Consider the following 13,813-nt stretch of genomic DNA (forward strand, 5'->3'; position numbering starts at 1 on the left):
GCTGGTGACAGGCACTGTGTCTAGCCCGAAGAAGGCAGTAGACGCCCCCTCGTCGGACACGGCCTCGTCTCTCTCGCTTCTGGAAGGGCGGCTCGGGTACACACTTGAGTCCGCCCTTCTGGTGCGTGCATTGACGCACCGCTCGTTCGCCTACGAGAACGGCGGCCTGCCCACCAACGAGCGGCTCGAATTCCTCGGGGATTCGGTCCTCGGCCTGGTGGTCACGGACACGCTGTACCGCATCCACCCCGACCTGCCGGAAGGCCAACTGGCCAAACTGCGGGCCGCGGTGGTCAACTCGCGGGCGCTCGCCGAGGTGGGCCGCGGCCTCGACCTCGGCGCCTTCATCCGCCTCGGACGGGGCGAAGAGGGCACGGGCGGCCGAGACAAGGCCTCCATCCTCGCCGACACCCTGGAAGCGGTGATCGGCGCGGTCTATCTCGACCAGGGCCTCGACGCGGCCGGCGAGCTGGTACACCGGCTCTTCGACCCGCTCATCGAGAAGTCCTCCAGTCTGGGCGCCGGCCTCGACTGGAAGACGAGTCTCCAAGAGCTCACCGCGACCGAGGGCCTCGGTGTGCCGGAATACCTGGTCACCGAGACCGGCCCGGACCACGAGAAGACCTTTACTGCTGCTGCCCGCGTCGGTGGTGTCTCGTACGGCACCGGCACCGGCCGCAGCAAGAAGGAAGCCGAGCAACAGGCTGCCGAGTCCGCATGGCGCGCGATCCGCGCCGCGGCGGACGAGGCGGCGGGGAAGGCGCCGGACGGCGACGACCCGGCTCCGGCTTCCGGCGACACCGCGTCGCCGGCGAACTGAAATCCCGCTTCTGACCCCTCCCGGGCGGCCCGACGGCCGCTCCGGGCGGGGTCAGAAGTCTTTTCCGAGAGTCCTGTGACTCTTCGTTGAGGAGCGTGAGGAGCACCTGTGCCCGAGCTGCCCGAGGTCGAGGTCGTCCGCCGCGGACTGGAGCGCTGGGTCACCGGCCGCACCATCGACACCGTCGAGGTCCGCCATCCGCGCGCGATCCGGCGGCACACCGCCGGTGCGGACGACTTCGCCGCCCGGCTCAAGGGACTGCGCGTCGGCCCGGCCCGGCGCCGCGGCAAGTACCTCTGGCTCCCGGTGGCCGGCGGCGGCCCGGCCGCGCAGAGCGCCGCCGAGGGCATCACCCCGGTCCTCACCCCGTCCGTCACGCACGGCCTGGCGATCCTCGCCCACCTCGGGATGAGCGGACAGCTGCTGGTCCAGCCGCAGGACGCCCCCGACGAGAAGCACCTGCGGATCCGGATCGGCTTCCTCGACGCCGGCACCCCCGCCGAGGCCGCCGGCACCGAGCTGCGCTTCGTCGACCAGCGCACCTTCGGCGGCCTCTCGCTGCACGACACCGTGCCCGGCGACCCCGACCTGCTCCCCGACGTGATCGCGCACATCGCCCGGGACCCGCTCGACCCGGCCTTCGACGACGCCGCCTTCCACGACGCGCTGCGCCGCCGCCGCACCACGATCAAGCGCGCGCTCCTCGACCAGACCCTGATCAGCGGCGTCGGCAACATCTACGCCGACGAGGCGCTCTGGCGCTCCCGGCTCCACTACGACCGGCCGACCGCCACCTTCACCCGCCCCCGCACCGCCGAGCTGCTCGGGCACGTCCGGGACGTGATGACCGCCGCACTGGCCGTCGGCGGCACCAGCTTCGACAGCCTCTACGTCAACGTCAACGGCGAGTCCGGCTACTTCGAACGGTCGCTGGACGCCTACGGCCGCGAGGACGAACCCTGCCGCCGCTGCGGCACCCCCCTTCGCCGCCGGCCCTGGATGAACCGGTCCAGCTACTTCTGCCCCCGCTGCCAACGCCCGCCGCGCCCGAGCTGACCGTGGCCGGGCGGGTCCGTGGCGAGGGGCGTCAGAAGCCGAAGTCCTGCGTCCACCACGGGCCGCCCGGACCGAAGTGGGCGCCGACGCCGAGGGTCTTGTACTCGCAGTCGAGGATGTTGGCGCGGTGCCCGGGGTCGTCCATCCACGAGTCCATCACGGACCGGGCGTCGGCCTGTCCCCGGGCGATGTTCTCCCCGCCGAGATCGGCCACGCCCTGGGCGCGCGCCCGGTCCCAGGGAGTGTGGCCGTCGGGATCGGTGTGGCCGAAGAAGCCGCGCCGCGCCATGTCGTCGCTGAACCGCTGTGCCAGACCGGCCAGTTCACCGCTGGTGGTGACCGGGGAGCAGCCCGCCCCGGCGCGTTCCTGATTGACCAGCGAGAGCACCTCGGCCTCGGCCGCGGACTCCGGGCCCCCACTGGTGGCCGCGGGGACGGTCGGGGACGCCGAGGGCCCGGGCGTCGCGGTGGTCGCCCCGTCGGTGGGGCGCGCGGAGGGCCGGTCGTCGGTCGCGGGGGACGGGGACGCCGAGGGCCCGGGCGCCGACGGGGAGGCGCCGGGGGAGTGGGGGGAGGAGGCCACGGAGCCCGGGGCGTCGGGGGCGTCCGGCACGGGCGTCCGGTCGGTGCCCCGGGACGCGGGGTCGCCGGCGCCGCGGCCGGCCGCGACCGTGGCCCCGGGTATCGGCGCCGCGGAGCCCTCCTGCGGCTGGGCGTCCGGCAGCGCACCGGCGCGCACCCGCTCGGTGGGGCCGCCGCCGCTCACCTCGAACCGGCCGCCGCCGGGGGCCAACCCGGACGCCACCGCCACCGCGCCCATCGCCACCGCGGCGGAGGCGCCGAGCAGTCCGGTGCGCACCGGCGCGGTCCTACGGGCCGCCCGGTGACCGCGGTGCCCGGCGGGCGCGCCCGCACCTGTCGGTCCGTCAACCTGCCCTGGACGCAGGTGTTCCGGAGCGTGCGGAGCAGAGCGTCGATGGCGGCCCATCCGTGGGAGTTCCTTCCGTGCAGCGCCGAAGGTGACTCACTCGAAAGGGTGAGCCCTCGCTGTCGGGGGACTGTACGCCACGGCGTCAGGGGCGGATGTGCTTGCTGAGCAATTGGCCGGTTAACGTGCACACATGGAAGAAGAGGTGCGGATGACCGCGTGGGTACGCGGGTTGGTCCAGGAAGTGGGGTTCCGCTGGTTCACCCGAGCGAACGCCTTGCGCATCGGCGGGCTCGCCGGTTTCGCCGTGAATCTCGGTGACGGACGCGTCCAGGTCGTCGCCGAGGGGGCGAAGGACCGTTGCGATCAGCTCCTGGAGTGGCTCCGCACCGGGGACACGCCCGGGGCCGTCGACGGCGTCACTGAGATTTGGGCCACTCCGCGAGGCGGCTACGACGGCTTCGAGATCCGCTGACCGGGCCCGAAAAGGCCCCCCGGACGGGCGTGTCAAGGGCTTCGGCCGGTGCGTCACCCTGAGCTACTTGCGGGAGATAAGCCCTGGTGGTTGCCAACTCGGCCGACCCGTGCAAGGCTGCCGCTGTACGGATGATCTCCACACCCCGCGGGTCCTTTCTGGAGAGTCGGCGCCCTTTCGTGGCTGCTGCGCACTCTCGGGCGCCCGAGGATACGGGGTGTGATCGTGTTGACCGCCCATCCGTTTGGTGAGACTCTGGAATCCCCGCGCACCTTAGCTGTTTGGCATTGAGTACACCTGGAGAATGACAAGCACCGCGGGTGCGAATCCCTCACGACCCACACCGCTTCGGTCGGTCACTCATTGTGGAGGACCATCCATCATGGCAAAGGCGCTTCTCGGTTACGTCGGCGGCTCCGACCCCCGAGTCCTCGCCGAGATGCGACGGCTTCAGCAGCGCGTCCAGGACCTCGAATCCGAACTCATTCGGATGCAGGCCGAGAATGACATGCTCTCCGCTGCCACGCGTCGCGACGACTCGGTACTCGACATCGACGTACCCCAGGCGGAGCCCGCGCTCACCTGACCCCGATCGCCTCACCCGATCCACGTTCCGAGATCACGGTCGGACGGGCTGCATGCCAGCCGCTTGAGGCACCGCTCTTCAAGATCTGCAAGGGACGCTTCGGCGTCCCTTCGTCGTTGTCCCCGTTCCGTCCGCGCCGTCTTCGGCGATCTTCGCGGTCGTGCGCCGTGCCTTTGCCGCGGTCTTTTCGCGCCGTTCGACACCTCGGTGCCCTTCGGTCACTTCCGTCGCGCGGTGTTTCCCCAGCCCCTTGGTTCGTCCTTACCGCATGATGTGCCCCTCCCCTTACCCGGTGAAACCGCAGCCCGCTTTTCCCGGTGAACCGGCGGCCAACGGCGGTCCACGTCAGGGAGCCGCAGGGGGAGCGGGGCGGTCGCCGGAATGTTGCGGAGGGGCCCCGAGGGGCGGCCGGTAGAGTTCAACGGCGTGCATCTGAAGAGTCTGACCCTGCGAGGCTTCAAGTCCTTCGCCTCCGCCACGACGCTCCGGTTCGAACCGGGCATCACCTGCGTCGTGGGCCCCAACGGTTCCGGCAAGTCCAACGTCGTGGACGCGTTGTCGTGGGTCATGGGGGAGCAGGGCGCCAAGTCGCTGCGCGGCGGGAAGATGGAGGACGTCATCTTCGCCGGGACGACCGGGCGGCAGCCGCTCGGTCGCGCCGAGGTCTCGTTGACGATCGACAATTCCGACGGGGCGCTGCCCATCGAGTACGCCGAAGTCACGCTGACCCGGATCATGTTCCGCAACGGCGGCAGCGAGTACCAGATCAACGGTGACACCTGTCGGCTGCTGGACATCCAGGAGCTCCTCTCCGATTCCGGCATCGGCCGCGAGATGCACGTGATCGTCGGGCAGGGCCAGCTCGATTCCGTCCTGCACGCCGATCCGATGGGCCGCCGGGCGTTCATCGAGGAGGCCGCCGGGGTGCTCAAGCACCGCAAGCGCAAGGAGAAGGCGCTGCGGAAGCTGGAGGCGATGAAGGCCAATCTCGCCCGGGTGCAGGACCTCACCGACGAGCTGCGGCGGCAGCTCAAGCCGCTGGGGCGGCAGGCCGCGGTCGCCCGGCGGGCCGCCGTCATCCAGGCCGACCTGCGGGACGCCCGGCTGCGCCTGCTCGCCGACGACCTGGTCGTGCTGCGCCGGGCGCTGGCCGCCGAGATCGCCGACGAGGCGGCGCTGAAGGAGCGCAAGGAGGCGGTGGAGGCGCGGCTGCGCGCCGCACAGCAGCGTGAGGCGGCCATGGAGGCGGAGGTGCGCGCCCTCGCGCCGCGGGTGCAGCGGGCCCAGCAGACCTGGTACGCGCTGTCCCAGCTCGCCGAGCGGGTGCGGGGCACCGTGTCGTTGGCCGAGGCCCGGGTCCGTAGCGCCGCGGTGGCCCCGCCGGAGGAGCGGAGCGGTCGGGAGCCCGAGGACCTGGAGCGGGAGGCCGCCCGGATCCGTGAGCAGGAGGCGGAGTTGACGGCCGCGCTGGAGGCGGCGAGCCGGGCGCTGGAGGACACCGTCGAGCACCGGGCCGCGCTGGAGCGGCAGTTGGCGGCCGAGGAGCGGCGGTTGCGGGACGTCGCGCGGGCCCTGGCGGACCGGCGCGAGGGCCTGGCCCGGCTGAGCGGACAGGTCACCGCGGCCCGCGGCCGGGCGGCTTCGGCGCAGGCGGAGATCGGGCGGCTGGTCGAGGCCCGGGACGGCGCCCGGAGCAGGGCGGTCGGCGCCCAGGAGGAGTACGAGCAGCTCAAGGTCGAGGTCGACGGGCTGGACGCGGACGACGCGGAGGTCACCGGGCGGTACGAGGCGGCCCGGCAGGAGCTGGCGGCGGCCGAGACGGACGTCACCTCCGTGCGGGAGGCGCTGAGCGCGGCCGAGCGGGAGCGGGCCGCGACCGCCGCCCGGCACGACGCGCTCGCCCTCGGGCTGCGCCGCAAGGACGGCACCGGTGCGCTGCTGGCCGCCGCGGACCGGATCGGCGGGGTGCTCGGACCGGCCGCCGAACTGCTGACGGTCACACCGGGCTTCGAGGTGGCGGTGGCGGCCGCGCTGGGTGCCGCGGCGGACGCGGTGGCGGTCACCGATCCGGCCGCCGCGGCGCAGGCGCTGCGGCTGCTGCGGAAGGAGGACGCCGGGCGGGCGGCGATGGTGCTGGGCGGCACCCGGCCGGCGCGGGTGCCGGCGCCGGCACGGGCGCGGGACGCCGTGGTGGCGGTGGAGGTCGCCGAGCGGGCCGGCGGCGAGTCGTCGGTCGGGGCCGGTGGGGCCGCCGGGAGTGGTGCGGCCGGCGGGTCGGGGAGCGTCGACGGGCCGGTTCCCGCCCATGAACTGGTGCACGGTCCGCGGGAGTTGACCGCATCGCTGGCCCGGCTGTTGCGGGACGTGGTGGTGGTCGGGTCGCTGGCGGAGGCCGAGGAGCTGGTGGTGGCGCGGCCGGAGCTGATCGCCGTCACCGCGGAGGGCGACCTGCTCGGGGCGCACTTCGCGCAGGGCGGGTCGGCCGGGGCCCCCAGCCTGCTGGAGGTCCAGGCGTCGGTCGACGAGGCGGCCGCGGAACTCACCGGGCTGGCGGCCCGCTGCGACGCCCTGGCCGAGGAGCGGCGGGCGGCGGAGCGGCGGCGGACCGAGTGCGCCGCGCTGGTCGAGGAGCTGGACGGTCGGCGGCGCGCCGCCGACCGGGAGAAGTCGAAGGTCGCAGGGGACCTGGGGCGGCTCGCCGGGCAGGCGCGGGCCGCCGCCGGCGAGGCGGAACGGTCCGCCGCCGCGGCCGCGCGGGCCGAGGAGGCGCTGGCGCGGGCCACCGAGGAGGCCGAGGAACTGGCCGCGCGGCTGGTCGCGGCCGAGGAGGCCCCGGGTGCGGACGACGAGGAGCCCGACACCTCGGTGCGCGACCGGTTGGCGGCCGATGGGGCCAATGCCCGGCAGACGGAGATGGAGGCCAGGCTCCAGGCCCGGACGCACGAGGAGCGGGTCAAGGCGCTCGCCGGGCGGGCGGACGGGCTGGACCGGGCGGCGCGGGTGGAGCGCGAGGCACGGGCCCGTGCCGAGCAGCGGCGGGCCCGACTGCGCCACGAGGCCGCGGTGGCGGGGGCGGTGGCCGCGGGCGCGCGGCAGCTGCTGGCGCACGTCGAGGTGTCGGTCGTCCGGGCCGAGGAGGAGCGGGCCGGGGCGGAACGGGCCAAGGAGGAGCGGGAACTGACCCTGGCCACCGAGCGCGAGCAGGGCCGGGAGCTGACGAGCGAGCTGGACAAGCTGACCGATTCGGTGCACCGCGGCGAGGTGCTGGGGGCCGAGAAGCGGCTGCGGATCGAGCAGTTGGAGGCCCGGGCGCTGGAGGAGCTGGGGGTGGAGCCGGCCGCGCTGGTGGCGGAGTACGGCCCCGACCAGCCCGTCCCGCCGTCCCCGGCGGCCGAGGGCGAGGCGCTGCCCGAGGACCCGGAACACCCGCGGAACCAGCCGGTTCCGTACGTCCGGGCCGAGCAGGAGAAGCGGTTGAAGGCCGCCGAGCGGGCGTATCAGCAGCTCGGGAAGGTGAACCCGCTCGCGCTGGAGGAGTTCGCGGCGCTGGAGGAGCGGCACCAGTTCCTCAGCGAACAACTTGAAGACTTGAAGAAGACCCGCTCCGACCTGCTGCGGGTGGTCAAGGAGGTCGACGAGCGGGTCGAGCAGGTCTTCACCGAGGCGTACCACGACACCGCGCGGGAGTTCGAGGGTGTCTTCGCGCGCCTCTTCCCGGGCGGCGAGGGACGGCTGGTGCTGACGAACCCGGACGACATGCTGGCGACCGGGGTGGACGTGGAGGCGCGCCCGCCGGGGAAGAAGGTCAAGCGGCTCTCCCTGCTGTCGGGCGGTGAGCGGTCGCTGACCGCGGTGGCACTGCTGGTGTCGATCTTCAAGGCGCGGCCCAGCCCGTTCTACGTGATGGACGAGGTCGAGGCCGCGTTGGACGACACCAACCTGCAGCGGCTGATCCGGATCATGGAGGAGCTCCAGGAGAGTTCGCAGCTGATCGTGATCACGCACCAGAAGCGGACGATGGAGGTCGCCGACGCGCTCTACGGCGTGTCGATGCAGGGGGACGGCGTCTCGAAGGTGATCAGTCAGCGACTGCGGTGAGCCGGTCCGGTGGCTCCGTCGCACCGAGGCCGGTGACCGGTCCTTCCATTCCCTGAAGATCAATTCAGAACTTGAATGAAGCCTGCGGTAGTCGGGTGAGGAAGACGTCAGCTTTGGGGTATTGACTTCGAAACTTAAAGGCATAGTCTCTGCAACGTTGCTTTTACCTTCAAGTGGTGGGTACCCCCAACGTGTGCACCACTTGTAGGGCCAGCCCCCTACGCCCGGCAGCGCAGCCGGGCCACTGGAGTTCACGTTGACCAGCACCGCGCAGCCGACGGTCCCGGAAGGCCGCAAGGCCCAGCCGGACCACCTCGGCCATGTCATCTTCATCACCGCGGCTGCCGCGATGGGCGGCTTTCTCTTCGGCTACGACAGCTCCGTGATCAACGGCGCGGTCGAGGCGATCCGCACTCGCTACGACGTCGGCTCCGCCGTCCTCGCGCAGGTGATCGCCATCGCCCTGATCGGCTGCGCCATCGGTGCCGCCACCGCCGGCCGGATCGCCGACCGGATCGGGCGGATCCGGGTCATGCAGATCGCCGCGGTGCTGTTCACCATCAGTGCCGTCGGCTCCGCGCTGCCGTTCGCCCTGTGGGACCTGGCGATGTGGCGCGTCCTGGGCGGCATCGCGATCGGCATGGCCTCGGTCATCGGCCCGGCCTACATCGCAGAGGTCTCGCCGCCCGCCTACCGCGGACGGCTCGGCTCCTTCCAGCAGGCCGCCATCGTCGTCGGCATCGCCATCTCCCAGCTCGTGAACTGGGGCATCCTCAACCTCGCCAACGGTGAGCAGCGCGGCAAGATCGCCGGCCTGGAAGCCTGGCAGTGGATGCTCGGCGTGATGGTCGTCCCCGCCATCCTCTACGGCCTGCTCTCCTTCGCGATCCCCGAGTCGCCGCGCTTCCTGATCTCCGCCGGCCGGCTCGACCGCGCCAAGGAGGTGCTCTCCGAGGTCGAGGGCCGGACCGTGGACCTCGACGCCCGGGTCTCCGAGATCCAGGACGCGATGCGCCGCGAGCACAAGTCGACCTTCAAGGACCTGCTCGGCGGCAAGGGCGGCTTCCTGCCGATCGTCTGGGTCGGCATCGGGCTCTCCGTCTTCCAGCAGCTGGTCGGCATCAACGTCGCCTTCTACTACTCCTCGACGCTGTGGCAGTCGGTCGGCATCAACCCCGAGAGCTCGTTCTTCTACAGCTTCACCACCTCGATCATCAACATCATCGGCACCGTGATCGCGATGATCTTCGTCGACCGGATCGGCCGCCGACCGCTGGCGCTGATCGGTTCGGCCGGCATGGCCGTCGCGCTCGCCCTGGAGGCGTGGGCCTTCTCCGCCAAGACCGCGGCCGGCACGCTGCCCTCCACCGAAGGCACCGTGGCCCTGATCGCCGCGCACGGCTTCGTCCTCTTCTTCGCCCTCTCCTGGGGCGTCGTGGTCTGGGTCTTCCTCGGTGAGATGTTCCCCAACAAGATCCGGGCCGCCGCGCTGGGCGTCGCCGCCTCCGCGCAGTGGATCGCCAACTGGGCGATCACGGCCAGCTTCCCCAGCCTCTCGGACTGGAACCTGTCCGGCACCTACGTGATCTACATGGTCTTCGCTCTGCTCTCGATCCCCTTCGTGCTCAAGTACGTGAAGGAGACCAAGGGCAAGGCGTTGGAGGAGATGGGCTAACCCCCCGCCAGCCCTCTCCTCAGTTGTCGCTGCTGCCCCGGCTCATCCGAGCCGGGGCAGCGGTGGTTCGTGCGGGCGGGCGCAGCGGGCCCGCACTACGCCAGGAGGGGGCTGCCCGCGGGTATCTCCACCCAGCGGTGCGGCGGCCCGCTCACCGGCCGCGGGCCCGTCACCCGTAGGCCGGCCGCCGCGGCGGCGTACCCCAACGCGCCGGCGCCGTACCGCTCCTGCGGTCGGGACCGGCTCCAGAAGCGATAGCGCCAGTGCCCCTCGGGCTCGTCGCCGTACGGCGGGAGGCCGATCTCCTCGGTCGGCTCGGTGCGGCCGTCGCGGGAGAGGGTGCCGAAGGTGCCGCCGCCGGGGTTGAAGTACAGGCCGTACGCGGTGGCGCCGGCGGAGAGCGCGGCCAGCGCCGCATCGGTGCCCAGCAGATACGAGCCCGGCTGGAGCAGGACGCAGCCGCCGGCCACCCCCGTCACCCCCACCCGGCGGTGGGCCGCCGCGGGGTCGTGGGGGACCGCGCTGGCGTCCGGCGGCCCCGCCGTGCCGTCGTGCGGGTCCCGCCCCAGCCGCCGGACCGCCTCGGCCTCGTCGATCCCCGCCACGAACGCCACCGAGACGCCCTCGGTGTGCACCCCTCGGAACACCGCTGCCCGGGCGTCCGCCTCCCGCTGGGCGGCGCGCTCCCCGGGCGTCAACGGCACCGCCCCCGGCAACCCGGCGAAGAGCGGGGCCAGCTCGCAGGTCAGCGCCAGTCGGCCGGGGGAGCGGTCGCCGAGCTGCGGGGTCCAGGCGTCGGCGCCGGCCCGCAGCAGCTCCGCGTTCTCCCCGGCGCCGTGGCGTCCGGCCAGATCTCCCGCGCCTCGCCGGCGGCCGCCCGCAGCGGTCCGGCGTCGAGCACGGTGACGGTCTCGGGCACCTGCGCGTCCGGCCACTCGACGACCAGCTGGGTGACGCCGGCGGGCGGCAACTGCGAGAGGTGCAGCTCCAGTTCGTAGTGGAAGGCGCCGCCGCTGCCGCCGCTCAGCCGCAGCGTCGGGCGGGCGGGCCCGGCGAGCGGCAGGGACGGCCCGTCGAGCGTGGTGACCTTCCGCCCGTCCGCCAGCAGCAGCCCGCAGCGCAGCGCCCCGCTGCCCGGAGGGCCGTACGGCGACGTCCGCCCGCCGGCCCCGATCCGCCGCAGGAAGACCGACAGCCGCATCGTCACCGACCCCGGCCAGACCTGCCAGCCGGTGAGCACGATCCGGACGTCCGGCCCCGCGCCGGCCTCGGCGACCTGCGCGAGCTGCGCCGGCACGAACCAGTGCGAGGGCGCGAACTCCTCGTCCGACCCGGGTGCGTAGGAGCCCAACTCCAGGGTGTCGTCGAGGGGTTCGAGCGGCGGGTCGAAGGCGGGCAGTCCGTCGAAGAAGCTCATGCCTCGATCGTGGCACCGGCCACTGACAATCGACCGTGCCACCGCGCCGCCCGGCGCATCAGTCCGTCAGCCGCGGAAGCACCTCCTGCGCGAACAGCCGCAGCGAACGCCACCCCTCCTCGACGGGCATCCCGCCGCACAGCGGATGCAGGATCAACGTGCCCCGGGCGCCGTCCTCTTGGGCCAGCTTGACGCACTCGTCCGGGGTGACGATGCGGTACACGCCCTCCGCGCGCAGCGCCGCGACGTCCTGCGCGGTGGACCGCACCGCGGAGCGGGCGTCGGCCGACTGCCAGGCCGCGTACCGCTGCGCCTCGTACAGCAGGTGGCCGCCGTGCGCGGCCCAACTACGGTCCGGGTCCTCACAGACGTGCAACAGGCAGGTGCGCGGCGGGGGTTGGAGCACCCAGCCCTCGGTCCCGGCCGCGGCGCACTGCTCGTGGTAGTAGCGCACCAGCTCCGGCAGGTGGGCGCTGGGGAAGAACGGCAGCCCCAGGCGCGCCGCGCGTCGGGCCGCCGGCCGCGAGGCGCCCCCGACGAGCAGCGTCGGATGAGGCCGTGAGTACGGGCGCGGGGTGACCTGGACCGTGCGCCCCCGATAGCGGAACGGTTCACCGGTCCAGGCGTCCAGGAGCGTCTGGAGCACCTCGTCCTGGAGGGCGCCGCGGCGCTGCCAGTCCTTGCCGTGGGCCGCGTACTCCTCGGGTCGGTAGCCGAGTCCGGCGACGGTGACCAGGCGGCCGGCGCCGAGCAGGTCGAGCACGGCGAGGTCCTCGGCCAGCCGCAGCGGGTCGTGCAGCGGGCTCAACAGGGCCGAGACGGTCACGCCGATCCGGCTCGTGGTGCCGAGGACGGCGCCCGCGAAGGCGAGCGGGGAGGGCATCCAGCCGTTGTCGGTGGCGTGGTGCTCCTCGGTCTGGACCATGCCCACGCCGTGCGCGTCCGCGTACGCGGCCATCTCGACGGCGGCCCGGTAGCGGGCGGACAGCTCCTCGGGTGCGACCGGCGGGCCGGCGAGGTTGAAGCGCACGACCGTGGTGGGTGAGGTGTTGCCGGCGGACATGACGGATCCCCTTCGCCGGAGCAGGTGGCGAAGGGGACCGTAGCTGACGATACGTCAGTTGACCAGGTGGGTGGTCGAGAACCGGCCGGGGATCAGCCGACCTCCACCGCCGGGCGCTCCTCGGTGCCCTCCGTCGCGGGGGCCGGGGCCGGGGCCTCGTTCTCCCGGGCGGCCGGCAGGGCCACGAAGACCACCGCGGCGATCAGGATGGTGACCACCCAGCCCAGGCCGTTCTCGCCGATCCAGGTGTCGGCGAGCGGGCCGGAGAACCACTGCACCTTGGTGAAGCACAGGCCCACGATCAGCGCGATCGCCCAGGCCGACAGGGCCTGCCAGCAGAACCCGCCCTTGTACCAGTACCGGCTGCTGGGCCCGATGGTCATCAGGCTCTCCGGGTGGTAGCGGACCGCCATCTTCCGGCGGCGGACCATGTCCATGGCGTAGACGCCGATCCAGGCGGAGAAGGAGACCGCGAGCAGCGTCAGGAAGGCGATGAACTGGCCCACGAAGTCCTTGGCCACCAGCATCATGAACAGCCCGCCGATCAGGCTGATGGCGGCGTTGATGCTGACCGCCAGGGCGCGCGGCAGCTTGACGCCCATGGTCTGCGCGGTGAAGCCCGCGGAGTACATCGACAGGCTGTTGATCAGCATCATGCCGATCAGCGCGGTGATCAGGTACGGGATCGCGATGGCCGACGGCAGCACCTGGCCGAGGAAGGACATCGGGTCGGTGTTCTGGTTGGCCAGCTCCGGGTTGGAGACGGCCATCACGCCACCCATGACCACCATCGGGACCAGTACCAGGGCGGCGCCCGAGACGGTGGTGCCGACGATCTTCTTGCCGGAGGCGGAGTGCGGCAGGTAGCGCGCGAAGTCCGGACCGGTGGGCACCCAGCTGAGGCCGCCGGCCGCGATGGTGCCGATGCCCGCGATCATCATCGCGCCGCTGCCCGGCGACTTGGCGAAGATGGCGCCCCACGGCATCTCGACGATCAGGTAGACCAGGACGACGACGCTGATCAGGCTGAAGAGGTACGTGGAGTACTTGTTGCAGACGTTGAGCGCCTTGCGGCCCATCCCGCTCACCAGGAAGGTGCAGGCGACGAAGCCCAATAGGGTCACGACGACCAGCGCGTTGTTGGCCTTGATGCCGAACACCAGGTGGAGCACGGTCAGGATCGCGTAGGCGCCGCTGACCGCGTTGATGGTCTCCCAGCCGAAGCGGGCGACCCACAGGATCGCGCCCGGGAAGTAGTTGCCGCGCACGCCGAAGGCGGCCCGGGAGAGCATCGCGCCCGGTGCGCCGCCCCACTTGCCGGAGACCGACAGCAGGCCGACGATCCCGAAGGAGAGGCAGGAGGCGATGGCCGCGACCACCAGCACCTGCCAGAAGTTCAGGCCGTTGTTGATCACCAGTGAGGCGCCCATGGTGAGCAGCAGCACGCTGATGTTGGCCGCCACCCAGGTGGGGAAGAGCTCGCGCACCCGCCCTCGGCGTTCGTGATCCGGAACCGGCTCGATGCCGCGCGTCTCGACGGCGCCGTCGACTTCCGGGGTGGACGTGGATGCGGACGTGGTGCTGGTGCCCATGGGTGCAGCTGTCTCCGTGCGGGGGTCTGGGGGCACCCCCGGGAGCGGGGGTGTAGGCAACGGCTGTGGTGCCTGGCCAGAAAGTGGTTGCCAGGACTCTACG

At 72.5% G+C, this 13,813-nt stretch carries 11 protein-coding genes; 6 read left to right on the forward strand and 5 right to left on the reverse strand.

Features of this window, described 5'->3' with window-relative positions; translation table 11 throughout:
- Nucleotides 1–4 precede the first annotated feature (4 nt).
- Complete coding sequence (gene rnc / locus ABD385_RS07270) at nt 5–820, forward strand: ribonuclease III (protein WP_344574169.1); 816 nt, start codon at nt 5–7, stop codon at nt 818–820.
- A 108-nt stretch (nt 821–928) separates the two neighbouring features.
- A complete protein-coding gene (mutM, locus tag ABD385_RS07275; RefSeq protein ID WP_344574170.1) occupies nt 929–1,876 on the forward strand; it encodes a bifunctional DNA-formamidopyrimidine glycosylase/DNA-(apurinic or apyrimidinic site) lyase in 948 nt (315 codons plus the stop codon).
- Nucleotides 1,877–1,907: 31 nt separating this feature from the next.
- Here mutM and ABD385_RS07280 read toward each other — a convergent pair whose 3' ends face one another.
- A complete protein-coding gene (locus ABD385_RS07280) occupies nt 1,908–2,864 on the reverse strand; it encodes a CAP domain-containing protein (protein ID WP_425585361.1) in 957 nt (318 codons plus the stop codon).
- 133 nt (nt 2,865–2,997) lie between these two features.
- Between ABD385_RS07280 and ABD385_RS07285 the strand changes: the two genes are divergently transcribed.
- From ABD385_RS07285 to ABD385_RS07300, 4 genes are all read left to right on the forward strand, one after another.
- Complete coding sequence (locus ABD385_RS07285) at nt 2,998–3,279, forward strand: acylphosphatase (protein WP_344574173.1); 282 nt, start codon at nt 2,998–3,000, stop codon at nt 3,277–3,279.
- Between the two features lie 382 nt (nt 3,280–3,661).
- Nucleotides 3,662–3,865: a hypothetical protein gene (locus tag ABD385_RS07290; protein WP_344574174.1), complete on the forward strand. Its 204-nt coding sequence runs from the start codon at nt 3,662–3,664 to the stop codon at nt 3,863–3,865.
- A gap of 426 nt (nt 3,866–4,291) precedes the next feature.
- On the forward strand, nt 4,292–7,963 hold the full coding sequence (locus ABD385_RS07295; RefSeq protein WP_344574175.1) for an AAA family ATPase: 3,672 nt from the start codon (nt 4,292–4,294) through the stop codon (nt 7,961–7,963).
- A 256-nt stretch (nt 7,964–8,219) separates the two neighbouring features.
- Nucleotides 8,220–9,638, forward strand: a complete 1,419-nt coding sequence (locus ABD385_RS07300) for a sugar porter family MFS transporter (RefSeq protein WP_344574176.1) — start codon at nt 8,220–8,222, stop codon at nt 9,636–9,638.
- Between the two features lie 95 nt (nt 9,639–9,733).
- Here the strand turns inward: ABD385_RS07300 and ABD385_RS07305 are convergent, their stop codons facing one another.
- The 4 genes from ABD385_RS07305 to ABD385_RS07320 all read right to left on the reverse strand — a co-directional run bounded on the left by ABD385_RS07305 (nt 9,734) and on the right by ABD385_RS07320 (nt 13,710).
- Nucleotides 9,734–10,342 (reverse strand): hypothetical protein, encoded by a 609-nt coding sequence (locus ABD385_RS07305; protein ID WP_344574177.1) that lies wholly within the window; start codon nt 10,340–10,342, stop codon nt 9,734–9,736.
- 41 nt (nt 10,343–10,383) lie between these two features.
- Nucleotides 10,384–11,055, reverse strand: a complete 672-nt coding sequence (locus ABD385_RS07310) for a hypothetical protein (protein WP_344574178.1) — start codon at nt 11,053–11,055, stop codon at nt 10,384–10,386.
- Nucleotides 11,056–11,113: 58 nt separating this feature from the next.
- On the reverse strand, nt 11,114–12,118 hold the full coding sequence (locus ABD385_RS07315) for an LLM class flavin-dependent oxidoreductase (RefSeq protein WP_344574179.1): 1,005 nt from the start codon (nt 12,116–12,118) through the stop codon (nt 11,114–11,116).
- 92 nt (nt 12,119–12,210) lie between these two features.
- Nucleotides 12,211–13,710, reverse strand: a complete 1,500-nt coding sequence (locus tag ABD385_RS07320) for a purine-cytosine permease family protein (RefSeq protein ID WP_344574180.1) — start codon at nt 13,708–13,710, stop codon at nt 12,211–12,213.
- Nucleotides 13,711–13,813: the final 103 nt, after the last annotated feature.

Origin of the sequence: Streptomyces lunalinharesii (assembly GCF_039532155.1) — a bacterium.
Classification (GTDB): Bacteria; Actinomycetota; Actinomycetes; order Streptomycetales; family Streptomycetaceae; genus Streptomyces; species Streptomyces lunalinharesii.